The organism is Streptococcus constellatus subsp. constellatus (genome assembly GCF_023167545.1).
GTDB classification, from domain to species: Bacteria; Bacillota; Bacilli; order Lactobacillales; family Streptococcaceae; genus Streptococcus; species Streptococcus constellatus.
Genome location: NZ_AP014647.1, coordinates 1,312,249 through 1,335,824, shown reverse-complemented (window position 1 = coordinate 1,335,824; position 23,576 = coordinate 1,312,249). Strand labels below are relative to the sequence as shown.

Sequence of the window (23,576 nt, the reverse complement as noted above, 5' to 3'; positions counted from 1 at the left end):
TTTAGTAAAATTTCTAATAGAATCCATTCGGCTGCGACACTTTTATGACGAAAAAAGTTTGCGAGCAAGAATTGGATAAGGTATAATGGAAGAAATAAGAAGGGAGAGGTTATGTTCTACAGATATTTAAGAGGATTAGTGATGTTGATTTTATGGGCTATAAATGGTAATGCTCATTTACATCATCTGGAGAATATTCCTGACCAAGAGGAAAATTATATTTTGGTAGCACCGCACCGTACCTGGTGGGATCCTGTTTATATGGCTTTCGCTACAAGACCCAAGCAATTTATTTTTATGGCAAAAAAAGAATTATTCACGAATCGCGTTTTTGGTTGGTGGATTCGGATGTGTGGTGCTTTTCCGATTGACCGTGAAAATCCTGGAGCATCCGCTATCAAATACCCTGTAAAAATGCTGAAATCAAGCAACCGCTCGTTGATTATGTTTCCAAGTGGCAGCCGTCATTCTAAGGATGTTAAAGGAGGAGTAGCTTTGATTGCCAAAATGGCAAAGGTACGGATTCTTCCGGCCGTTTATGTCGGACCGATGAGCCTGAAAGGTTTAGCAAAAGGTGAGCGTGTGGACATGGATTTTGGCCAGCCGATTGATATTTCGGATATCAAAAAGATGAATGATGAAGGCGTGGAAGAAGTCGCCCGTCGCATTCAGACAGAATTTGATCGTTTAGATGCAGAAGTAGCAGCTCTTGAAGTGAAAAAAAGTCCGAATATATTATTGCTGTTGCCACGTTTGATTGCCCTCTTACTATCCCTTGTTGTTGGCTTGTTGACATTTGTTTTTAGTTTTATCGCAAGCTTTGTTTGGGATCCTGAAAAGCATAGAAAATAAAATCTCTTATAAAGGATGATAACTATACGCCTATCTGGATAGCAGCAATCGTACAGAATGAAATGGAATTTGTATATCTGGCAAAGCAAGTGTAGCAAACATTTGATCTATGTTTCTAAAAGGAGCCTCTATGAAAATAGCAGTTTTACTGTATCCAGCGTGCTCATTGCAGGAAATCACAACTTTGACATCCATTCTTTGTCTTTCTTTTGGGCAGTCTTTGGACTATCTTGCTTCAGAAAAGAAAATTTATACAAGTGAAGAAGGATTACAAGTTATTCCGGATTTTACTTTTAAAGAAGTTCAAGGTGTAGTGTATGATTGTATCATATTGCCAGGTACACAGGAGCCTTTTGTTAGTCTCTATGATTCTAGACTCATCTCTTTTTTGAAAAATGTAGATATCAAGCGAACAATAGTAACTGCCATTTCTTCGTCACCTATGTTTTTGGGAAAAGCTGGTTTATTGAGAAATCGATATTATACAGGCGGTTTATATATGGAGTTAGTAGACTATTTTTCTTTTTTGGAAAAAGAAAATATACTCCATCAGCCAGTTGTAAAAGATAAGAATGTTATCACAGCTATTGGATTTGCCTATACAATATTTTCTCAGACTGTTTTGGATACTTTAGGATTAGAATTACCGAGCGATTTCTTTTTGAGAAAAAATTTCTACAGCCCAGAGGAATTAACTTATCATTTAGAAGCAAGCGATTACCAAAAAATACTGCAAAAGATTTCACAATATGAACGATGTACCCAGGAATGATTTCCTGGTTTTTTATTGTAAATGTTAGGACAAAAAGAATAATCAATACATAAATTATACATGAAAGCGCTTGCTAAAATAGATTTAAAATAGTATACTAAATTTAAGGTATACGGTTTTAAAAAGGTGATAAGAGTGTGCATTGCTCTTATTTATAAAAAGTTGATGTATTCAACATGCAATGATAAAAGGAGAAATATATGAAAAAATTGATTTTTCGTTTAACAATTTTATTATCTGCTCTCATTCTCTTTCCTTTCCAAGCAGTTGAAGCTTGTACAGGTTTTATTGTTGGGAAGAACTTGACAGCAGATGGTTCGACTTTGTATGGTCGTACAGAGGATTTGGAGCCTCATCATAATAAAGTCTATAAAGTCCATCCAGCTAAGGACAATAAAGCAGGTGCAAAGCTGATTGATGAAGCCAATGGTTTTGAATGGCAGTTACCTGCTCGGAGTTATAAATACACTTCGGTTTCAGACGTCACGCCAAAAGAAGGTATTTTTGACGAAGTAGGCTTCAATGAACATGGAGTATCTATATCAGCCACTGTTTCTGCAAAAGCAAATAAAGCTATTCAAAAAGTTGATCCTTATGTTGAAAAAGGCTTAGCAGAGTCTATTATGACTACAGTCGTTTTACCACATGTAAAAACGGCTCGTGAAGGTGTGGAACTCATCGCGGAGATTGTCAAAAAGCAAGGTGCTGCTGAAGGCAATATCGTGACGATTGCGGATAAAACGGGTGTTTGGTACATGGAAATCCTCTCTGGCCACCAATATGTTGCCATTAAATATCCCGATGATAAATATAGTGTTTTCCCTAATACTTTCTTCTTAGGAAGTGTTGATTTTAATGACAAGGAAAATGTCATTGCTTCAGAAAATGTTGAAAAGGTAGCGCGTGATGCTAATTCTTACAAGGAGATTGATGGTAAATTCCATATTTCCCAATCTTATAATCCACCAATGTCAGAGGCAGATCGTTCGCGTGCTTGGGCAGGTATTAAGGCTTTGAATCCAGACGCACCAGTCAATTATGATGATAAATATTTTGATTTATTGCAATCTAGCAATAAGAAAATCAGTGTTGCAGATGTGATGCGGATGCAGCGGAACCGTTTTGAAGGAACGCAATTCAAACCACTAGACCAAATGGAATTAGACGGTAAAGGCATTCCTCAACGTGGAAAAGTAGATCCAGTCTATAAATATCCGCTTGGCAACCCAAACGTAATGGAAGCACACATTTTCCAATTGAAAGATAATATCCCTGCTAGCATGGGTGGTGGTACGATGTGGCTTTCTGTTGGGAGTCCTCGTTTCGCTCCATATCTACCATATTATGGAAATATTACCAATACGTATTCAGCTTACCAAGTTGATACAACGAAGTACGACAAAAATTCGTGGTATTGGGTTGCATCTCACATTTACGATATGGCGGCTAAACACCAAAAATTATTTGGCAATAGTGTACAGGAAAAATGGAAAGCTTTAGAAGCACAATGGATTGAAGAACAAGCTAAGGCTGACGAACAATACGCAGCTGCAGGCGGAGCTTCGTCAGAAGAAGTGACTGCAGCTAGTATGGCACGTGCGGAAAAAGTCTTTAAAGAGATGAAAGCTCTAGAAGCTGAAATGGAAGAAAAGATCAAAAATGAGCAAACACCGCCAAGTTCTAGCACAGAACCATCTTCAAGTACAAGTGAGTCATCTTCAACTTCGTCTACATCTCAATCTTCGTCAAGTACAAACGAAACTTCTACATCTAGTTCATCAGATGTTGAAAAACCAAAACCAAACGATACTTCTGATACCTTAGTGGATACAGCTACAGGTGTTCGTTTGCAAAATGCAGATTTAGTAAAGGCTAATCTCAAATTAGCAGTTAAAAAGACAATTGAAGAAAATGCAGATAGCTATGATATTACTTTGACCAATCCAAAAGGTGAAGCAGTGTCACAAGTTAGCTCCACATTAGTGACAGTACCAGTGAAACAAGGTGCTACGGTGGAATCTGTTTATGCTATGAAAGATGGTAAACAAGCAGAAAAATTTGACTTTGTTCTCAATAAAGATAAAACGATTAGCTTTAAAACAACTCACTTCTCTACTTACAAAATAAATTATAAAGTTGTAAAAGAAGCGCCAAAGCAAAACAAACGTGGTTTTCTTCCATCAACTGGTGAAAAAGTGACTTTCCTTGGTTTAGTAGGGATCGTTATTTTAGGAATTGTGATCTTTATCTTAGCAAAACGTTCAAAAAAGAATAATGAATAGTTGAAGCAAGAAAGTCAATATCATCTTGAAGAATTCCTTCAAAGTTGGATACAAACTAACTTTGGGGGATTTTTATATGGATTGGATAGCTGTATACTATAAATTGAAAATGATAATATTTATTTTGATAATAATAATTGTCAAAATGACAAATATATGTTGTAATAAAATTGTGAAAGGAGAATATGGTATGAAGTTGAGAAATCGGCTCAAGGAACTTCGAGCAAGAGATAGGCTCAATCAAACAGAACTAGCCAGAAAAGCAGGAATTTCTCGACAAACCGTCAGTTTAATCGAACAGGGAGAGTATGCTCCATCTGTTATTATTGCCTTAAAGATTGCTCATATTTTTGGAGAAAACGTAGAAAATGTAGTTTATCTAGAGGAGAATAGTAATGAAAAAATGGATGAAAATTAGTGATTTGATGATAGTCAGTGTTTTGATGGGAATTTTTGTAGCCAATAGCTGACTCGAAACTTTCCATTTTCCAACTTTTTTAAATAGTACACTTTTAGGATGGATTATTCGTTTGCTCAATCTGATTTTATTCTGCACGATGATTTATTTACTATCTTCTAGTCGGAAAATTCAGAAACAATCGGAATCAAGAAAAGAAAATGAGTTAATTGAGCAGCTTTACCAGAAGATGTTTAAAAATCTGGAATACGGCACCATTTCCCTAGATGTGATGACAATTTTGGTAATTTTTGATATACTAACTTCACTTAGTTTAGCTATCACTAAAAATAGTTTTTCACTTAGAATCAGTTTGTTTTCTTATTTAACCTTGTCTTTCGTCATATATGGGCAATATTACCTCTAAAAAACAATTGAGCAGGTTTGGCATTTTAAACTACCAACGTTTGCATTTCCTGAAGACATTTTAATATTTATGAAAACTTATGATGAAGCAGAACGAGAAGCGTATTATAAGCAGAACTTTAAAATCCTTTTTCAGTTAAATCAGTTTATTTTGCCAGTACTTTACGTTTTCATCTTTGTCATCTCGCTTAGCTTACGTGAGATTCAATATCTTCCCATTGCAATTGTAGTATTTATCCACTATACGTCAATGTGATGAACTTTTCTATGGTGAAAAATAATTTTAAATAAGCCGTAAACACTGTAAAATAACTAGTGAGAAAGGGAGAATCTTTAATGAAAAAAATAGCCCATATAGGACTTGGAATTTTAAAATTATTGGGATTAATTGTTTTAGTTATGGTCATCAATGGCATTCCTATGTTATTCTTAGCAAAAGGACAAAATCTACCAATATATACAGAAATTTTACTAGTTTTAGCCTACCTTGTGCTCGTGTTTTTTGCTATCCGCACTTTATGGAGAAGATACCAAACACATATCTCAAAAGACGTCAAAGTTCTGTCGTTTTCTTGGGGAGATTTTGGAAAAGCCTTGTTATTCTTTTTAGTGGCGAGAGTGGTAGCAGTAGTTGGAACTTATCTAAATATTCTGTTAACAGGGCAAAGTACAACTAGCAACGATAACGCTTTACAAAATCTAGGAAAAATTATGTCAGTTGATCACATCTTTTTTGCTTTGTTATATGTGATGACGGTTGCAGTGATAGCTCCGATAATTGAAGAACTGGTGTTTCGCGGTTTTGCGACGATCTTTTTCTTTGAAAAAGATCAAAAAATAGTGGCAGCGCTCATAACATCTATCATTTTTGCACTTCCTCATATTTCAAAATGGACAGAATTTCCATTATATTTTGCAATGGGATTAGTGCTTTATGTCGCATTTGCACGTCGGGGAAATCTGAAAGATTCAATCGCTGTACATATCTTAAACAATACACCAGCAGCTATAATCATGCTGATTGCGATGTTTCAATAGTGATCTAAAAATAGTGCAATCATTACAATAAAAACACGAATGGAATTTTGGTTCCAGCTATTTGCTGGTGTTACCTCATTCGTGTTTTTATGTTATCAAATGTTATTTTAATGAGCAGGTGTTTTATAATCCATAATTGTAATCGTCATCTTGCATGGCTTCAACTTCACCAAGAAGATAACCATTTCCAACTTGAGAAAAGAAATCGTGGTTAGAAGTTCCAGTTGAGATACCATTCATGATAATCGGATTGACATCGTCAGCTGTGTCAGGGAAAAGTGGATCTTGTCCGAGATTCATGAGCGCCTTATTAGCATTGTAGCGCAAGAACGTCATAACTTCATCTGTCCATCCTATGGCGTCATAGAGTGTTTTTGTATAGAGTTCTTCATTTTCGTAGAGGGTGTATAGCAGGTCGTACATCCATTCTCGGAATGTTTCTTGTTCTTCTTCTGACAATTCGTTGAAACCAAGTTGAAACTTGTAGCCGATATAAGTACCGTGAACGGATTCGTCACGGATAATCAATTTGATGATTTCAGCGACATTGGCTAATTTGTTATTCCCAAGATAGTAAAGAGGTGTGAAAAAACCAGAGTAGAAAAGAAAGGTTTCAAGGAAAGTTGAAGCGACTTTTTTTTGGAGTGCATTTCCATTGAGGTAAATCTCATTGATGATCTCAGCTTTCTTTTGTAAATAAGGATTGGTATTGGTCCATTCAAAGATTTCGTCAATTTCTGATTTTGTGTTAAGAGTCGAAAAAATAGATGAATAGGACTTAGCATGAACAGACTCCATGAATTGGATATTGTTTAGCACAGCTTCTTCATGAGGCGTGCGAATATCTCCTCGAATAGCTTCCACACCAGATTGAGATTGCATGGTATCAAGAAGTGTCAGCCCGCCAAAGACTTTACCAACAAGGTCTTTTTCTTTAGCTGATAATTTTCTCCAATCATCTAAATCGTTGGAAAGAGGGATTCGTGTGTCGAGCCAGAATTGCTCGGTTAGTTTTTCCCAAGTAGATTTGTCAATGACATCTTCGATGGCATTCCAGTTAATAGCTTTGTAGTAGGTTTTCAAGTAGATTAATCCTCCAATTTTTTATAGGTATTATATACTTTATCAACAGATGATATTCCAATGAATGTAAGCGTTAGCATAAGTATTTGACTGGTTAAAGGCAGTTTGGAATTGAATTCTGTCATCTTTATTAAGAAATGGACTGCAGTAAGTAGTTGCCAATATGATATAGGTAAAATCTTGATAAAAATGTTCTTAGTCTTAATCGATACAATTTTCAAAATTATATATATAAAAATTAGTAAGAAAGTTGTAAAAGTAATGAAATTTATTTCTGTGCTTTTAGGGTTAAGAAAGCTGACAATATTTATAAAAATAAGAAAACAAATATCTATAATTAAACTATCAATTAAAAAATAAAAGAGATATTTGCAAAAATTGATGGGTATTCTTCATATTTAAATCACACAACTTTCACACTGATTGGCTCCGACTTCACCGCCGTCATCTGTAAAGGTGCGGACATAATAGATAGATTTGATCCCCTTGTTAAAGGCATAGTTGCGCAGAATAGAAAGGTCGCGGGTGGTCTGTTTACTTTCGTTTTTCCATTCATAGAGACCTTGCGGAATATCGCTGCGTAGAAAGAGAGTCAGAGAAAGCCCTTGATCCACGTGCTCAGTAGCTGCAGCGTAGACATCAATGACCTTACGCATATCCATGTCATAGGCGCTAGTGTAGTAAGGAATAGTCTCAGTTGACAGACCGGCAGCAGGATAGTAAATTTTTCCGATTTTCTTTTCTTGGCGTTCTTCAATGCGTTGGGTAATCGGGTGAATCGAAGCAGATACATCATTGATATAGCTGATAGATCCGTTTGGCGCAACAGCCAAGCGATTTTGATGATAAAGACCGTCTGTCATGACTTTCTCACGCAGCTCAGTCCAATCTTTGGCAGACGGAATAAAGATATTTTGAAAGAGTTTTTTCACTCGATCAGATTTCGGTACAAATTCGCCAGTCACATATTTGTCAAAGTATGAACCGCTTGCGTAGTCAGACTTTTCAAAGTTATGGAAGGTCATACCACGCTCACGGGCAATATTATTGGATTCAACAAGGGTCCAATAATTCATGAGCATAAAGTAAATACTAGTAAACTCAACAGATTCAGCTGAGCCATATTCTATCAATTGCTGAGCTAGGTAACTGTGCAAGCCCATGGCGCCTAGCCCAAAAGTATGAGCTAAGCTGTTGCCATGATCAATGGTTGGAACAGCTTTGATGTGGGAACTATCTGTAACGAAAGTCAGAGCACGAGTCATGGTTCGGATAGACTTGCCAAAATCTGGTGAAGTCATCATATTAACCACATTGGTAGAACCGAGATTGCAAGAAACATCTGTTCCCAGTTTGATAAATTCTTGCGCATCATTCAACAATGAAGGTTCTTGTACTTGTAAGATTTCAGAGCAGAGGTTGCTCATGATAATCTTACCATTCACTGGATTTGCACGATTAGCGGTGTCAATATTGACGACGTAAGGATAGCCAGATTCCTGCTGCAACTTGGAAATCTCGGTTTCTAAATCACGAGCTTTAATCTTTGTTTTGTTAATCTTAGGATTGGCAACCAATTCGTCATATTTTTCGGTAATATCAATATAGGCGAACGGAACGCCATATTCACGTTCGATAGAATACGGACTGAAAAGGTACATTTCTTCATTCTTGCGAGCCAATTCGTAAAATTTATCTGGAATGACAACACCTAAAGAAAGAGTTTTCACTCGCACTTTTTCATCGGCATTCTCTTTCTTGGTTGAAAGAAAAGAGATAATATCCGGATGGAAGACATTGAGATAAACTACTCCAGCCCCTTGACGCTGACCTAGTTGATTAGAGTATGAGAAACTGTCTTCAAAAAGTTTCATGACTGGCACCACTCCAGATGCGGCCTCTTCATAGCCCTTGATAGGAGCACCAGCTTCACGCAAATTACTGAGGGAAATTCCAACACCGCCGCCAATCCGAGATAGCTGCAGAGCTGAATTGATCGAGCGACCGATAGAGTTCATATCATCCGTTACTTGAATGAGGAAACAGGAGACTAGTTCTCCGCGACGAGACCGGCCGGCATTAAGGAAACTTGGAGTAGCAGGTTGATAACGTTGATGAATGATTTCATTAGCAATATCTTTGGCAATTGCTTCATCACCGTTGGCAAAATAGAGCGCATTAAAAAGAACACGCTCTTCCATGCTTTCGAGGTAATACTCGCCGTCATTTGTTTTGAGAGCATATTGATTATAGAATTTATAAGCTGCCATGAAAGACTTGAAATGGAAATCTTGCTCACGAATAAAAGCAGCCAGTTCTTCGATGTATTCAGGTTTATAAAGTTGGATAAATTCTTTTTCTAAATAGTTTTCTTGAATTAAAAAGTGAATTTTTTCAGTAATAGATGAGAATTGCTTGGTATTTGGTTCCACATTTTCTTTAAAAAATGCCTCCAAAGCTTCCTTATCTTTGTGAAGCATAATTTGTCCGTTGATTGGACGGTTGATTTCGTTATTCAGACGGAAATACGTCACGTCTCCGAGTTGTTTAAGTCCCATATTGTTCCTTTTTCTAAATAATTGAATTGTTTTACAAAAGAAAGAGCTTCTATGGTTTATAGAAGCGGCTGGATAGCTCTATGATTACAACAATTTTATGATAATTTTTTTAATTTACCTGGTTGAAAACCGGAAAATGCTTCTGTTGGAGTTTGGACAATCGGTGCAGCATTGAAACCTAAGCTTTTTACATGATCGATGTATTCAGGCTGTTCGTCCAAATTGATTTCACGATATTCCACATGGTTAGTGTCTAAGAAGCGTTTTGTCATTTTGCACTGCACGCAATTGTTTTTTGAGTAAATAGTTACCATAATGAACTCCTAATTTCTTTAAATTCAGTATGGAATTAGTATATCCAAAGCAGGGAATTTTGTCAACTATTATGTTCTAAATATTGTGTTTTGTTTTGGGGTTTTAAATACCATGATACTAGATATAGTGTTTTCTTGGAAAAAGAAAAAGATAGAATGAACTCCTGTTTTGGGCTTCGTTAGACTAAGCTTTCCTTAGGGAACAATGGATTAAAAATGTGTCAATCAATTGGACAGTGAAAATCTCGTTTTAATGAAATTTCAGTAATTCTCATAAAAAAGACTTGCTGAATACACATAAAATTCTTGAAAAAATTTTACAAAGATGTTATAATCTAGAATTGTAAGGGTTATCACATGAGACCCCAAAAAGATTACATTAAAGGAGAGTCAAACTATGGCTTCTAAAGATTTCCACATTGTGGCAGAAACAGGTATTCACGCACGTCCAGCAACTTTGTTAGTTCAAACTGCTAGCAAATTTGCTTCAGATATTACTCTTGAATACAAAGGTAAATCAGTAAACCTCAAATCAATCATGGGTGTTATGAGCCTTGGTGTTGGTCAAGGGGCTGATGTAACAATTACTGCAGAAGGTGCAGACGCTGATGATGCAATTGTAGCAATCGCAGAAACAATGACAAAAGAAGGATTGGCTTAACATGACAGAAATGCTAAAAGGAATTGCAGCATCTGACGGTGTTGCTGTTGCTAAGGCATATCTACTTGTTCAACCGGATTTATCATTTGAGACTGCTTCAGTCGAAGATACAAATGCAGAAGAGGCTCGTTTGGATGTAGCTCTTGAAGCTTCACAGAACGAGCTTTCTGTTATCCGTGAGAAAGCAGTAGAAAGCCTTGGAGAAGAAGCAGCTCAAGTATTTGATGCTCACTTAATGGTACTTTCTGACCCAGAAATGATTGGTCAGATTAAAGAAACAATTCGTGCAAAAAAAGTGAATGCTGAAGCAGGTCTGAAAGAAGTAACAGACATGTTCATCACTCTCTTTGAAAATATGGAAGATAATCCATACATGCAAGAACGTGCAGCTGATATTCGTGACGTTACAAAACGTGTGCTTGCACATTTGCTTGGAGTTCGCCTACCAAATCCTGCTATGATCAATGAAGAAGTAGTAGTGATTGCACATGATTTAACACCTTCTGATACAGCTCAGTTAGATAAGAATTTTGTTAAAGCTTTTGTAACAAACATCGGTGGACGTACAAGTCACTCTGCTATTATGGCTCGTACTCTTGAAATTGCTGCAGTTCTTGGAACGAATAACATTACCGAATTAGTGAAAGACGGTGATGTGATTGCTGCAAATGGTATCACTGGGGAAGTGATTATCAATCCAACCGAAGAACAAATTGCAGATTTTAAAGCAGCTGGTGAAGCTTATGCCAAACAAAAGGCTGAATGGGATTTACTGAAAGATGCTGAAACAGTAACAGCTGACGGAAAACATTTTGAACTGGCTGCAAACATCGGTACACCAAAAGATGTTGAAGGTGTCAACGCTAATGGCGCTGAAGCTGTCGGACTTTACCGTACTGAATTCCTTTACATGGATTCCCAAGATTTCCCAACAGAAGATGAGCAATATGAAGCTTACAAAGCTGTTTTGGAAGGCATGAATGGTAAGCCAGTTGTTGTCCGTACAATGGATATTGGCGGGGACAAAGAGCTTCCTTACTTTGATCTTCCAAAAGAAATGAATCCATTCCTTGGATTCCGTGCGCTTCGTATTTCAATTTCGGAAACAGGAAATGCAATGTTCCGCACACAATTACGTGCACTTTTGCGTGCATCTGTTCATGGGCAATTGCGCATCATGTTCCCAATGGTTGCTTTGTTGACTGAATTCCGTGCCGCAAAAGGTATTTTGGAAGAAGAAAAAGCTAAATTGCTTGCGGAAGGTGTTGCAGTTGCGGACAATATTCAAGTTGGTATTATGATTGAAATTCCAGCAGCAGCTATGTTGGCTGATCAATTTGCAAAAGAAGTTGACTTCTTCTCAATTGGTACTAATGACTTGATTCAATACACAATGGCTGCAGATCGTATGAATGAACAAGTTTCTTACCTTTATCAACCATACAACCCATCTATCTTACGTTTAGTGGATCGAGTGGTCAAAGCAGCTCATGCTGAAGGCAAGTGGGCTGGTATGTGTGGTGAAATGGCGGGTGATCAAACTGCTGTTCCACTTCTAGTTGGTATTGGTCTGGATGAGTTTTCAATGAGTGCCACATCTGTTCTTCGTACACGTAGTTTGATGAAAAAATTGGATACGAAGAAGATGCAAGAACTGGCTCAACGTGCCCTTACAGAATGTGCAACGATGGAAGAAGTTCTTGAACTTGAAAAAGAATATCTTGATTTTGAATAATATCACAACAGAAACTATTGTCAACGAGGACAATTGTAGTGTTGATGATGGAAAGGCAGGGATAGTAGCATCCCTGCCTTTCTTTGTGATAGCAAAAAATTTTGATACAATAGCCAATTATTAAAAAGTAGTAGGAAAAATTGCGGAGCAAGTCAACCTTTTGTTCGTTTTGTAAATCTGGAGAAATACTCAATGAAAACAGATTTATTCTATCTACAACCTAAAGTATACTTCTAATAACCTATTTAAACCTTGTGATAGTGAAGCTATGGGCTTAAAATTTTTAATATTTATTTGCTTGCCCTTTTCTATAGTAATCATTTAGGCTGTCGATGTTCCTTTTTACTTCCTTTTAGCTAATTTTGCTATAATGATAATTATGAACAACTTAATTAAATCAAAATTAGAGTTATTGCCGACTAGCCCAGGCTGTTATATCCACAAGGATAAAAATGGTACGATCATCTATGTAGGAAAAGCTAAGAATCTGCGCAATCGGGTGCGCTCGTATTTTCGCGGAAGTCATGATACTAAAACGGAAGCGTTAGTGTCTGAGGTTGAGGATTTTGAGTTTATTGTCACTGAGTCTAATATTGAAGCTTTGTTGCTTGAAATCAATCTTATCAAGGAAAATCAACCCAAATACAACATCATGCTTAAGGACGATAAGTCCTATCCTTTTATCAAAATTACCAATGAGACATATCCGCGGCTTATAATCACACGTCAGGTTAAGAAAGATAGTGGTTTATATTTTGGCCCGTATCCTGATGTAGGTGCTGCGAATGAAATTAAGCGCCTACTGGATCGCATTTTCCCTTTCCGAAAGTGTACCAATCCACCTGAGAAAGTTTGCTTCTACTATCATATCGGACAGTGTCGAGCTCATACTATCTGCCATAATGATCCACATTTCTTTCAAGAGATGGCTCAAGAAGTAGCAGATTTCCTCAAAGGTCATGATAATAAGATTATTGATGAATTGAAAGGAAAAATGACTAGTGCTGCTGAAAAGATGGAATTTGAAAAAGCGGCTGAATACCGAGATTTGCTTCAAAGTATTGCGACACTTCGCACCAAGCAACGAGTGATGGCAAGGGATTTACAGAATCGGGATGTCTTTGGCTATTATGTGGACAAAGGATGGATGTGTGTGCAGGTTTTCTTTGTCCGTCAAGGAAAACTCATTGAGCGAGATGTAAATATGTTTCCTTATTACAATGACCCTGACGAGGATTTTTTGACTTATATTGGACAATTTTATCAGAATAAATCTCATCTGGTGCCCAATGAAATTTTGATTCCATCTGATATTGACGAGGAATCAGTACGGGCTGTGGTGGATACAAAAATCCTTAAGCCTCAACGAGGAGAAAAGAAACAGCTGGTCAATCTGGCAATTAAGAATGCTCAAGTTAGTTTACAGCAGAAGTTTGACTTATTAGAGAAATCTATTGAAAAAACGCAAGGAGCAATTGAAAATCTAGGCCGGCTCCTCAATATTCCCACTCCAGTTCGGATTGAGTCGTTTGATAATTCCAATATTATGGGAACAAGCCCTGTTTCAGCTATGGTGGTTTTTATCAATGGCAAACCCAGCAAAAAAGATTATCGCAAGTATAAGATTAAGACAGTTATCGGTCCGGATGACTATGCCAGTATGCGAGAAGTGATTAAGCGCCGTTATAGCCGAGTCATGCGAGATGGTTTACTACCGCCTGATCTGATTGTCATTGATGGTGGCCAAGGTCAAGTCAATATTGCAAAAGACGTCATTCAAAATCAGTTAGGCTTAGATATTCCTATCGCTGGTTTGCAAAAGAACGACAAGCATCAGACTCATGAATTGCTTTTTGGTGATCCGTTGGAAGTGGTCGAATTATCTCGCAATTCACAGGAATTTTTCCTTTTGCAACGCATTCAAGATGAAGTCCACCGCTTTGCCATTACCTTCCATCGCCAGCTCCGGTCTAAGAATTCCTTCTCATCGCAACTCGATGGTATCGAAGGCTTGGGACCTAAGCGCAAGCAAAATCTCATGAAGCATTTCAAATCGCTAACTAAGATTAAAGAAGCAAGTGTTGAGGAAATTGTCGAAGTAGGCGTACCGCGAAAAGTGGCAGAGGCAGTGCGGGCTAAGTTGAACGAACTGGGCAAGCGGAAAGAAATATAATTACCAGAGGTTGCAGAACCTTTGGCAGAATTGGATAGTTAATATATAAACTAAGACTGTGAAAACGGTCTTTTGTGGTATAATGGGAAAGAAGTGAGCCAGAATGGAGAGACAATCATGATACCTATAGAAAAATCAAATCCGTCTGAAGTTGAAAAAATTTGCTTGGCATTATATAGAAAAATGAATTTTCAAGATTATCCTGAATTTAAAAATGAATTAAATAAATGGGTCACAGATAATATACCAGGACTTGAGAGTGAAAAGGATGCTTTTCTAAAGATAATGTCTGCGGAGTATTTATTTTTAGAGGAATGTAAAAAATTTTTGGATAATTTTATCGTTAATGAACCTAAATTAACAGAGTATTTAAAAAAATCCTATGGAAAGATAGATTCGAGATTAAGGAAGAAAATAATTGATTTAAAGAACGTTTCGGTATGCCCGTATTGCAATCGTAATTATATAAACTCAACATATAAAGTACTTCATTGTAATAATTGTAGTCAAGAATTATTAGTAATTGATGAGGCTGAAAAAGAATGTCGATATTGCAAACAAGAGATTAACGGTCAGACTAAAGTAGTAAACACTGCTCAACTAGACCACTTTTTTCCAAAAGACAGCTATCCACTGTTTTCCGTTTCATTTTACAATTTAATTCCTAGTTGTTATAGCTGTAATCATGTGAAATCAAATAAGGGTTTAGAATATAGTCCCTATGATACTAGTTTTCCATTCGATGATGTAAAGTTTACATACATTCCAAAGTCTGTCGATGAGATTAAAATCAAAATTAATTCTCGTAATATTGACTTTAAAAATGGAATTCGTATTTTGGGTATAGAGGAGCTATATCAAAGTCACATTGATGTAGTAAATGAATTGATTTGGAAAAAAGAAGTATATACAGATAGTTATAGAGATGGTTTGTCAAAAATCTTAAATCAAACAAATCATGAATTGAGAAAAGCTGAGTTGAATCGCTTTATAACAGGTCACTACACAGATAAAGAAAATTATGGGAAAAGACCACTTTCAAAAATGGTTACAGATATTAGTAAAGAAATTGGATTGATAGGAGGAGAGCAATGAAATTAATTGCTTTGGTTATTAAGCAGTATGATAAGCTTTTTAAAGAGCAGATTTTTAATTTTTCAGACGAATATAAAGTTGATTTTAACTTTGAAACGAATGAATTAAAAATTGATAAAAATCCAGATTATATTGAAAACTTTTATGGAGAGTCTATTTATAATATTTCACCAATAGTTGGGATAAATGGGACTGGGAAATCAACTTTATTGGAATTGATAAAATATGTAACACAAAATTCAGATTCTCATTTAAACAATAATAATTCCTATTTTAAAGTATTTAAGGATAATGAAAAATTCAAAGTCAAACAATATAATATGACTGTACGAGAGAATGAGAACTTTGAAATTAATGGCGATGATGGATTACCTCAAGAAATAAATGTGAACACTGTAATAAGTTACTTTAATTTGCACAATCAATCTTTTGGAGGTGGATCTGGGTTGGTAGATAATAATACCGTAGGAATGGAAGCTAATTGGTCTCCGTTAGAAAATTATTATAGAGTCTATTCTGAGTTTTATAGTAAAGAAATTTTTTCTGATTTTAAATTTAAAATTTCATTAACTAGATCCTATTTTTCTCCTGATTCATTAACTCAAGCTCTCTTTAATAAGAAAGAACTTATTAAAGAAGTTTGTTTAACCTTAATTACAAATATTAGAGATAAAATATTTGACACACTAAGGGCGACTAATAAAGAAAAAGGTGAAAGTCTTGTTGTATTAGATTCAATATTGGCACAAATTGCTGATTATAAATCTGAAGATAAAGATGATTGGGAATCAGATATTAAATTTTATGAAAATAAAATGAAGGACTTAGATGATTTTTATTTATTGAAAGAAGGGTTTTATGATGTAAATTTTTTTGAAGTTTTTCAGAGGATTTCTAGCGTTTTATTCCTTTTTAAGAATTATATTATAGGCATAGAAAACGAAAAAATAATAGTAGAGTTTCCACGAGATTTATCACAAAATCAAAATTTTTTAAAAATTTGTAAAAAATTTGATTCACTTTGTGAATTTTTAAATAGGTACTTACATCTAGGATTAAGTATTTTAAATTTTGATTCTTTCTGTATGTCAGCAGGTGAAATAAATTTCATCAGATTGTTTTCAAATGCCCTGTTTTCTCAACAACAGTTTAATGATATCAAAGACTACATTTTTTTAATTGATGAAATAGAAATGGGAATGCATTTAGAATGGTCTCGAAAATTAATTGATAATTTTATTGAGTTCTTGAAAAGAAAAGGACAGCGAGAAGATGTAAGTTTACAGCTTGTCTTCACAACCCACTCTCCCTACATGCTTTCGGATATTAAACCAGGAAATGTGATTATGCTTGAAAAGAATCAAGAAACTGGATATTCAGAAGGTAAAGTTCTTCAAAACACTTTCGCTAAGAATATCCAAGAAATCATGAAGGAAAATTTGATTGATAACATTTATGGTGATTTTGCCTTAGCAAAGATTAATTCTATGATTGATAGACTAAACGGAGAAGAGAAACAGGAAGGAAACGAAGACGAGAAACTATTAAGAGAAATTCATTTGATCAGCGAGCCTATTCTTCGTAATAAATTATTAGAGATGTATGATAAGAAGTATAAGACAGAGGAGTCCAGCATTGATAAGCAATTGAATCAACTTAACCTTAATGTTCAACAACGTATGCAAGTTAAAAAAATGATTGAAGAGAACAATAAAAAATAGAGTTAGAGCAGTAGGATTTTGTTGGAGTATTTTACTCAACCCCCTGCAAGCTCTTCCAATTTATGGTAAAATGGAATGAGTATAATAAGAAAAGGAAAGTCCTTATGAAATTTCTTGAATTAAATAAAAAGCGTCATGCAACTAAACATTTCAATGATAAAGCAGTTGATCCAAAAGATGTGCGAATGGCGATTGAAATTGCAACTTTAGCGCCAAGTGCTCATAATAGCCAGCCTTGGAAATTTGTAGTTGTGCGTGAGAGAAATGCAGACTTGGCTGAGATTGCCTTTAATGCTAATCAGGAGCAAATCAAAGAAGCGCCTGTGACGATTGCTCTCTTTACAGATACAGACTTGGTGCAGCGCGCTCGTAAGATTGCTCGTACTGCTGGTATAAAAAATATGTCTGAAGAAAAATTGCAATATTACATGCAAAATCTTCCGATTCAGTACAGTCATTACACCGAACAGCAAAAGAGTGATTATTTAGCTCTTAATGCTGGATTGGTAGCTATGAATTTAGTGTTGGCATTGACTGACCAGGGCATTAGTTCCAATATTATCCTTGGATTTGATAAGTCAAAAGTCAATCAAGTGTTAGATATTGATGAGCGCTTCCGTCCAGAACTTTTAATTACTGTTGGCTACACAGATGATAAACTGGATCCAAGCTATCGTTTGCCAGTGGATGAGATTATTGAAAAACGTTGATAGAAAGGAATATGATTTTATGACGATTGATTTTAAAGCAGAGGTTGAAAAACGTCGCGATGCTCTATTGGCTGACTTATTTAGCCTTTTGGAAATCAACTCCGAGCGAGATGATACGAAAGCAGATAAAGAACATCCTTTCGGGCCTGGACCTGTTAAGGCTTTGGAAAAATTCTTAGAATTAGCTGCGCGTGATGGTTATTCAACGAAGAATGTGGACAATTATGCAGGGCATTTTGAATATGGCGAAGGAGCTGAAGTTCTTGGAATTTTTGCACACATGGATGTGGTGCCGGCTGGAAGCGGTTGGGATACAGATCCTTATACACCAACAATTAAAGATGGAAAACTCTATGCGCGTGGTGCGAGTGATGATAAAGGGCCGACGATGGCTTGCTATTATGGACTGAAAATTATCAAAGAATTAGGCTTGCCGACATCTAAGAAGGTTCGTTTTGTAGTTGGTACAGATGAAGAATCTGGCTGGGCTGATATGGACTATTATTTCAAACACGTTGGTTTGCCAGAGCCAGATTTTGGTTTTTCGCCAGATGCAGAATTTCCGATTATCAATGGTGAAAAAGGAAATATTACTGAATATCTTCATTTTGCAGGGGAAAATAGCGGAGCTGCGCGCTTGCATAGCTTTACTGGCGGACTTCGTGAAAATATGGTTCCTGAATCTGCAACAGCAGTAGTATCAGGAAATATGCCAAATCTTGTAGATAAATTGGACGAATTTGCCAAAAAACATGGACTTCGCTTTGAATACCAAGAATTACCGAATGGTCAAATAACAGTTACAATTGTTGGTAAATCTGCTCATGGTGCTTCACCGCAATCTGGTGTTAATGGTGCGACTTATTTGGCGAAATTCCTGACTCAGTTTGATTTTGCAGATTCCGCTAAAGACTATCTTGAAGTGGCAGGAAACATTCTTTTAGAAGACCACGAAGGGAAAGCCTTAAAAGTGGACTATGTAGATGAAAAAATGGGTGTTCTTTCTATGAATGCAGGGGTCTTCCGATTTGATGAAACAAGCGATGACAACACCATTACTCTTAATTTCCGCTATCCACAAGGAACCAATCCAGCATCAATCAAATCTAAATTGGAAAACTTACCTGTGGAAAATGTGACATTGTCGGAGCACGAGCATGTTCCTCACTATGTTCCAATGGAAGATCCGCTTGTGACAACGCTTTTGAACGTGTATGAAAAACAAACAGGTTTAAAAGGTCATGAACAAATTATTGGTGGAGGAACCTTTGGTCGTCTCTTGAAACGCGGTGTTGCTTATGGTGCTATGTTCCCAGGATATACAGATACTATGCACCAAGCAAATGAATTTATAGATATAGAAGACCTGTTCCGAGCTGCTGCTATTTATGCAGAAGCAATTTATGAATTAATCAAATAAAGGATGTAAACTCAGCTAGAAATAGTTGAGTTTCTTTCAAAGAAAGGGGAACATTATGATTTATACAATTACGAGTGCGACAGGTCAATTGGGGCAAAAGGTCGTTGCCGAAGCACAGAAACAGTTAGACACTAATGAAATTCGGTTATCTGTTCGGAGTCCCCAAAAAGCGAGTCAATATGCAGCAGCAGGGATTGATGTCAGAGCAGCTGATTATTTAGATGTAGATTCTATGGTCGAGGCTTGGAGCGGAACGGATGTTTTGATTTACATTCCAAGTATTTCTCATCCAAGCATTGTGCGTGTGCCAGAATTTGAAAATTCAGTCGTTGCAGCAGAAAGAGCTGGAGTTAAGCACTTTATCTTTGTTGGATTTTTTGCTGATCAAGTCAATAGTCCATTTCACATGGCAGCTTTCTTTGCTTATGCAAATACTCGTCTAGCATCGGCTGGATTTTCTTACAGCATTATCAAAAATGCTATGTATGCTGATCCATTGGTGCCTTACTTACCTGAGTTAATAGAGCGCAAGGCTGTCATTTATCCAATGGGAAATTCGAAAATGAGCTTTATTTCGCGGGAAGATAGTGCAGTAGCCATTGTCAAACTAGCTATATCGTCTGCTCTACAAGGAAAAACATACATTTTGACTCAAGGTCGTAACTATACAATGCTAGAATTAGCTGATCTTTTGTCTGAAATATCGGGTCATGAAATTGACTACCAGCCGGTGACAGTTGAAGAATTTGCTGCTCTTTATGATCAGCCCAAAGGATTTGGGGTTGTGCTGGCTTCTCTCTACCAAGCTGGGAGTCAAGGATGCTTGGACATTGTGACAGATGATTTTCGGACAATCACAGGACGGCAGGCAACTGATTTGAAAACTTATATGAAGAAAAATTATCAAAAATAGAGGCAAGGAATGGAAACGCTAGAAGAAATTAAGAAAGCTATTATAGCTGATCCACAAAATCAAGTATATACAGAGCGAGGAATTGAGCCACTTTTTGTAGCTCCTAAGTCGGCGCGGATCAATATTGTTGGTCAAGCTCCGGGTATTAAAGCGCAGGAAACACGTTTATATTGGAATGATAAGAGTGGAGATCGCTTACGTGAATGGATGGGTGTTGACTATGATACATTTTATCATTCTGGCTATTTTGCTGCGATTCCGATGGACTTTTATTTTCCAGGGCATGGAAAATCAGGTGATTTGCCACCTCGCAAGGGTTTTGCTGAAAAATGGCATCAACAGATTTTAGAATTGTTACCAGATCTGGAATTAACTATTCTTATTGGCCAATATGCTCAGAAGTATTATCTTCATCAAAAGGGAACTGTAAAGTTAACCGATACGGTAAAACATTATCAAGATTATTTGCCAGAATATTTCCCACTTGTTCACCCATCTCCACGAAATCAGATTTGGATGGCTAAGAATCCTTGGTTTGCAGAGCAAGTGATACCAGATTTGCAGGCGAATGTTCAAAAGATTATTTCAAGATGAGCACTTGCTCATCTTTTTTTTGAAACCAAATCTTTGACAAAAAAGGTTCTATATAGTAGAATAAACAAAACTTCTATATCGTATGTTTTAGAAAGAAGAAAAATGGGTAAAAAAGTAGTCAATAGTGGATTTTACATTGGGAAAATTCATCGTTTATCTAATCGATTAATGAATCATATTTTGTTAGAACGAGGGATTCAAGCTTTTAATGGAGAACAGGGACGTATTTTACACGCGCTTTGGCAAAAAGATTATCAAAGCCAAACCGAACTGTCAGAGCAGACTGGCTTGACGTTGAACACTCTAACCAAAATGATTGACCGAATGATTCGCATGAAGCTTGTGGAACGGTGTTCTCATGAAAAAGATAAGCGGAAAAAGATGATTTGTCTGACAGATTATGCAAAAGGATTAAAAGCAGAATATGATGCAATTTCTGATGAAATCATTGAAATCTTTTACAGTGGTTTTTCTGATCTGGAAATCAGTGAATTTGAGATTTATTTAGAGCGTATTTTAGTAAATTTAAGCCAATCAAGAAAGGATGAAGCATGAACGAGTTAATCAAATTAGTCACCAATCAATGGCAGTTTCTGTTAGGTCTTATCTGGGATCATGTCTGGATATCGGGTTTGTCTATCTTACTTGCTTTGATTTTTGGAGTTGGGCTTGGGATTTTTATTAGTTTCAAAAAAAGCTGGGCTGGAGTCGTTATTGGTTTAGTGAATATTCTTTATACAATTCCCTCTATTGCACTTTTAGGGATTCTGATTTCGATTACGGGGATTGGTAATAAGACAGCAATTGTAGCATTAACCTTATATGCCCTGTTACCAATGGTACGGAGTACTTATACAGGCATTTCTGGTGTTGACCCGCTTCTCATTGAAGCAGCAGAAGGAATGGGTTCTACACGCAAGCAGATTTTAACCAAGGTGCAACTGCCCCTTGCCTTTCCGATTATGATGGCAGGTTTCCGTAATATGGTTACAATGACCATAGCTCTTGCGGGGATCGCTTCTTTCGTTGGTGCTGGCGGTCTTGGTGTAGCAATTTACCGTGGGATTACAACTAATAACCAAACCCTAACTTTGGTCGGAAGTGTTTTAGTCGCCCTATTGGCATTGGTCTTTGATTTTCTTCTTTCTTTGGTTGAAAAATCAATCTTACGTCATAAAAAAGTATCTAAAAAATGGTTAGCTGTTTTCAGCTCTATAGTTCTTTTGATGGCAGGAACCATCGCATTTTTCCAAATGAATCCAATGGGCGGAACCGTGAAAATTGCGACCAAACCACAGACAGAAAACTATATCTTAGGTGAAATGCAAAAGCAAGTTATTGAAGAATACACCAATCTTAAGGTCAAAATGACTAAAGGTGTCGGTGGTGGGACTGCCAATATTCACCCGGCTATGTTGAAAGGTGATTTTGATATTTATGCAGAATACACCGGTACAATCTGGGAAGTTATTCTTAAACAATCAGGTTCATATGATGAAAGTCAATTTAAGATACTTGAAAGTCAATATCGTAAAAAATATCAATTAGAATGGGCAAATACATTTGGGTTTAATAACACTTATGGTTTGGCAGTTCGTAAGGATATTGCAGAAAAATACAATATTAAAACTTTTAGTGATCTTGCAAAAGCAGGTTCCAATTTAACCTTTGGTGCAGAGTATGACTTCTTTGGTCGAGAAGACGGTTTTGCCCGATTGCAATCAACCTATGGTATGAAATTCAAGTCGCAAGTGGACATGGATAGCGGACTGAAATATCAGGCAGTTAAATCTGGTAGAGTGGATGCAATTGATATTTTCACTACAGATGGACAGCTTCATGGAGCAAATCTCGTCGTTTTGAAAGATGATAAAAAAATCTATCCTTCTTATCAAGCAGGAACGGTTGTTCGGTCAACAACTCTTAAAAAATACCCTCAATTGAAAAGAGCACTAGCTAAATTAGATGGTATTTTGAACGATAGCAAAATGGCAGAATTGAACCACAAAGTAGAAAATGATAAAGAAGAACCTGCTAAAGTTGCTCATGACTATCTTGTAGAGAAAGGAATTTTGAAGAAATGATTGAATATAAAAATGTCAGTAAATCATATGGAAATCAAGACATTATTAAACAATTGGATTTGAAAATTGAAGACGGTGCCTTTCTGACGATTGTAGGAACTTCTGGTTCAGGTAAAACGACATTGTTAAAGATGATAAATGGTTTAGTCAAACCGAGTCAAGGGGAAATTCTTATCAATGGACAAGATGTTCAAGAAACAGATTTGATTGAATTGCGGCGTAACATCGGTTATTCAATTCAAGGGAATGGACTTTTTCCACATTTAACAGTCGCTGAAAATATTGCCTTTGTCTTAAATTTACAAAAGAAAAATCAGATAGAAATAGAGAGAGTCATTGACGAAAAGCTGACTATGCTTGGCCTGGATACTCAGTTAAAAAGACGCTATCCTGCAGCTCTTTCTGGTGGACAGGCTCAACGAGTTGGGATTGCACGTGCATTAGCTGCAACTCCTAATATTTTGCTAATGGATGAGCCTTTTGGAGCAGTGGATGCTATTACGCGCTATCAGTTACAGCATGAATTAAAATTACTGCATGAAGATACAGGTATTACAGTCGTGTTTATTACGCATGATATAGCAGAGGCCTTGAAATTAGGGACACAAATCCTCGTTTTAGACAAGGGACAAATTCAGCAATACGGTACACCAGAGGAAATCAAACAACAGCCAGCTAATGAATTTGTAAGAAAATTGCTCGAATTAGCTAGTTAAAATCTATGTTTGCGAATAGGGAATAGGAGGTT

Annotated in this window: 21 protein-coding genes; 18 read left to right on the top strand and 3 right to left on the bottom strand. The window is 36.5% G+C overall.

The features are described 5' to 3' along the window. Nucleotides 1-111: 111 nt before the first annotated feature. The 6 genes from SCSC_RS06450 (at nt 112) to SCSC_RS06425 (ending at nt 5,767) form a co-directional block, all read left to right on the top strand. On the top strand, nt 112-852 hold the full coding sequence (locus SCSC_RS06450) for a lysophospholipid acyltransferase family protein (protein ID WP_022524507.1): 741 nt from the start codon (nt 112-114) through the stop codon (nt 850-852). A 130-nt stretch (nt 853-982) separates the two neighbouring features. Beyond that, complete coding sequence (locus SCSC_RS06445) at nt 983-1,624, top strand: DJ-1/PfpI family protein (RefSeq protein ID WP_006269666.1); 642 nt, start codon at nt 983-985, stop codon at nt 1,622-1,624. A 200-nt stretch (nt 1,625-1,824) separates the two neighbouring features. After that, on the top strand, nt 1,825-3,906 hold the full coding sequence (locus SCSC_RS06440; RefSeq protein ID WP_006269640.1) for a C69 family dipeptidase: 2,082 nt from the start codon (nt 1,825-1,827) through the stop codon (nt 3,904-3,906). Between the two features lie 190 nt (nt 3,907-4,096). Further along, nucleotides 4,097-4,324, top strand: coding sequence for a helix-turn-helix transcriptional regulator (locus SCSC_RS06435; RefSeq protein ID WP_006269625.1), 228 nt, complete (start codon nt 4,097-4,099; stop codon nt 4,322-4,324). A gap of 475 nt (nt 4,325-4,799) precedes the next feature. Continuing rightward, nucleotides 4,800-4,985: a DUF3169 family protein gene (locus SCSC_RS06430; protein WP_006269611.1), complete on the top strand. Its 186-nt coding sequence runs from the start codon at nt 4,800-4,802 to the stop codon at nt 4,983-4,985. Nucleotides 4,986-5,065: 80 nt separating this feature from the next. Further along, nucleotides 5,066-5,767: a CPBP family intramembrane glutamic endopeptidase gene (locus SCSC_RS06425; protein ID WP_006269629.1), complete on the top strand. Its 702-nt coding sequence runs from the start codon at nt 5,066-5,068 to the stop codon at nt 5,765-5,767. A 123-nt stretch (nt 5,768-5,890) separates the two neighbouring features. Here SCSC_RS06425 and nrdF read toward each other — a convergent pair whose 3' ends face one another. The 3 genes from nrdF to nrdH form a co-directional block, all read right to left on the bottom strand. Further along, entirely contained in the window at nt 5,891-6,850 is a 960-nt protein-coding gene (gene nrdF / locus SCSC_RS06420; protein WP_006269622.1) for a class 1b ribonucleoside-diphosphate reductase subunit beta, read from the bottom strand. 398 nt (nt 6,851-7,248) lie between these two features. After that, nucleotides 7,249-9,408 (bottom strand): class 1b ribonucleoside-diphosphate reductase subunit alpha, encoded by a 2,160-nt coding sequence (gene nrdE, locus SCSC_RS06415; RefSeq protein ID WP_006269617.1) that lies wholly within the window; start codon nt 9,406-9,408, stop codon nt 7,249-7,251. Between the two features lie 95 nt (nt 9,409-9,503). Beyond that, nucleotides 9,504-9,722 (bottom strand): glutaredoxin-like protein NrdH, encoded by a 219-nt coding sequence (gene nrdH, locus SCSC_RS06410; protein ID WP_006269677.1) that lies wholly within the window; start codon nt 9,720-9,722, stop codon nt 9,504-9,506. Between the two features lie 397 nt (nt 9,723-10,119). Here nrdH and SCSC_RS06405 point away from each other — a divergent pair, with 397 nt between their 5' ends. The 12 genes from SCSC_RS06405 (at nt 10,120) to SCSC_RS06350 (ending at nt 23,544) form a co-directional block, all read left to right on the top strand. Then, nucleotides 10,120-10,383 carry a phosphocarrier protein HPr gene (locus tag SCSC_RS06405; RefSeq protein WP_003023815.1) on the top strand — a complete coding sequence of 88 codons (264 nt, stop codon included), beginning with the start codon at nt 10,120-10,122 and terminating at the stop codon, nt 10,381-10,383. Nucleotide 10,384: 1 nt separating this feature from the next. After that, a complete protein-coding gene (ptsP, locus tag SCSC_RS06400) occupies nt 10,385-12,118 on the top strand; it encodes a phosphoenolpyruvate--protein phosphotransferase (protein ID WP_006269669.1) in 1,734 nt (577 codons plus the stop codon). 379 nt (nt 12,119-12,497) lie between these two features. Then, complete coding sequence (gene uvrC, locus SCSC_RS06395) at nt 12,498-14,291, top strand: excinuclease ABC subunit UvrC (protein WP_006269660.1); 1,794 nt, start codon at nt 12,498-12,500, stop codon at nt 14,289-14,291. Nucleotides 14,292-14,408: 117 nt separating this feature from the next. Beyond that, nucleotides 14,409-15,386 (top strand): hypothetical protein, encoded by a 978-nt coding sequence (locus SCSC_RS06390; protein ID WP_006269615.1) that lies wholly within the window; start codon nt 14,409-14,411, stop codon nt 15,384-15,386. Beyond that, entirely contained in the window at nt 15,383-17,107 is a 1,725-nt protein-coding gene (locus tag SCSC_RS06385; RefSeq protein WP_006269663.1) for an AAA family ATPase, read from the top strand. Before SCSC_RS06390 ends, SCSC_RS06385 begins: the two co-directional genes overlap by 4 nt. 104 nt (nt 17,108-17,211) lie before the next feature. Continuing rightward, a complete protein-coding gene (locus SCSC_RS06380; RefSeq protein WP_006269692.1) occupies nt 17,212-17,817 on the top strand; it encodes a nitroreductase family protein in 606 nt (201 codons plus the stop codon). A gap of 19 nt (nt 17,818-17,836) precedes the next feature. Then, on the top strand, nt 17,837-19,237 hold the full coding sequence (gene pepV, locus SCSC_RS06375) for a dipeptidase PepV (protein WP_006269631.1): 1,401 nt from the start codon (nt 17,837-17,839) through the stop codon (nt 19,235-19,237). 55 nt (nt 19,238-19,292) lie between these two features. Continuing rightward, nucleotides 19,293-20,150 carry an SDR family oxidoreductase gene (locus tag SCSC_RS06370; RefSeq protein WP_006269653.1) on the top strand — a complete coding sequence of 286 codons (858 nt, stop codon included), beginning with the start codon at nt 19,293-19,295 and terminating at the stop codon, nt 20,148-20,150. A 9-nt stretch (nt 20,151-20,159) separates the two neighbouring features. Next, a complete protein-coding gene (locus SCSC_RS06365; protein ID WP_006269606.1) occupies nt 20,160-20,744 on the top strand; it encodes a uracil-DNA glycosylase family protein in 585 nt (194 codons plus the stop codon). 102 nt (nt 20,745-20,846) lie between these two features. Continuing rightward, nucleotides 20,847-21,299 carry a MarR family transcriptional regulator gene (locus SCSC_RS06360; protein ID WP_006268509.1) on the top strand — a complete coding sequence of 151 codons (453 nt, stop codon included), beginning with the start codon at nt 20,847-20,849 and terminating at the stop codon, nt 21,297-21,299. Then, nucleotides 21,296-22,828, top strand: a complete 1,533-nt coding sequence (locus tag SCSC_RS06355; protein ID WP_006269634.1) for an ABC transporter permease/substrate-binding protein — start codon at nt 21,296-21,298, stop codon at nt 22,826-22,828. The genes SCSC_RS06360 and SCSC_RS06355 overlap by 4 nt, the downstream gene beginning before the upstream one ends. Next, complete coding sequence (locus SCSC_RS06350; RefSeq protein WP_006269603.1) at nt 22,825-23,544, top strand: ATP-binding cassette domain-containing protein; 720 nt, start codon at nt 22,825-22,827, stop codon at nt 23,542-23,544. The genes SCSC_RS06355 and SCSC_RS06350 overlap by 4 nt, the downstream gene beginning before the upstream one ends. The last annotated feature ends 32 nt before the right edge of the window (nt 23,545-23,576 follow it).

Bases quoted from the DNA above. Each gene is read 5' to 3' on its own strand.
- SCSC_RS06430 (WP_006269611.1), top strand. From the start codon at position 4,800: ATGAAAACTTATGATGAAGCAGAACGAGAAGCGTATTATAAGCAGAAC.
- SCSC_RS06450 (WP_022524507.1), top strand. From the start codon at position 112: ATGTTCTACAGATATTTAAGAGGATTAGTGATGTTGATTTTATGGGCT.
- SCSC_RS06380 (WP_006269692.1), top strand. From the start codon at position 17,212: ATGAAATTTCTTGAATTAAATAAAAAGCGTCATGCAACTAAACATTTC.
- ptsP (WP_006269669.1), top strand. From the start codon at position 10,385: ATGACAGAAATGCTAAAAGGAATTGCAGCATCTGACGGTGTTGCTGTT.
- SCSC_RS06355 (WP_006269634.1), top strand. From the start codon at position 21,296: ATGAACGAGTTAATCAAATTAGTCACCAATCAATGGCAGTTTCTGTTA.
- pepV (WP_006269631.1), top strand. From the start codon at position 17,837: ATGACGATTGATTTTAAAGCAGAGGTTGAAAAACGTCGCGATGCTCTA.
- SCSC_RS06350 (WP_006269603.1), top strand. From the start codon at position 22,825: ATGATTGAATATAAAAATGTCAGTAAATCATATGGAAATCAAGACATT.
- nrdE (WP_006269617.1), bottom strand. From the start codon at position 9,408: ATGGGACTTAAACAACTCGGAGACGTGACGTATTTCCGTCTGAATAAC.
- SCSC_RS06390 (WP_006269615.1), top strand. From the start codon at position 14,409: ATGATACCTATAGAAAAATCAAATCCGTCTGAAGTTGAAAAAATTTGC.
- SCSC_RS06365 (WP_006269606.1), top strand. From the start codon at position 20,160: ATGGAAACGCTAGAAGAAATTAAGAAAGCTATTATAGCTGATCCACAA.
- SCSC_RS06445 (WP_006269666.1), top strand. From the start codon at position 983: ATGAAAATAGCAGTTTTACTGTATCCAGCGTGCTCATTGCAGGAAATC.
- SCSC_RS06360 (WP_006268509.1), top strand. From the start codon at position 20,847: ATGGGTAAAAAAGTAGTCAATAGTGGATTTTACATTGGGAAAATTCAT.
- SCSC_RS06425 (WP_006269629.1), top strand. From the start codon at position 5,066: ATGAAAAAAATAGCCCATATAGGACTTGGAATTTTAAAATTATTGGGA.
- nrdH (WP_006269677.1), bottom strand. From the start codon at position 9,722: ATGGTAACTATTTACTCAAAAAACAATTGCGTGCAGTGCAAAATGACA.
- SCSC_RS06385 (WP_006269663.1), top strand. From the start codon at position 15,383: ATGAAATTAATTGCTTTGGTTATTAAGCAGTATGATAAGCTTTTTAAA.
- SCSC_RS06370 (WP_006269653.1), top strand. From the start codon at position 19,293: ATGATTTATACAATTACGAGTGCGACAGGTCAATTGGGGCAAAAGGTC.
- SCSC_RS06405 (WP_003023815.1), top strand. From the start codon at position 10,120: ATGGCTTCTAAAGATTTCCACATTGTGGCAGAAACAGGTATTCACGCA.
- SCSC_RS06440 (WP_006269640.1), top strand. From the start codon at position 1,825: ATGAAAAAATTGATTTTTCGTTTAACAATTTTATTATCTGCTCTCATT.
- uvrC (WP_006269660.1), top strand. From the start codon at position 12,498: ATGAACAACTTAATTAAATCAAAATTAGAGTTATTGCCGACTAGCCCA.
- SCSC_RS06435 (WP_006269625.1), top strand. From the start codon at position 4,097: ATGAAGTTGAGAAATCGGCTCAAGGAACTTCGAGCAAGAGATAGGCTC.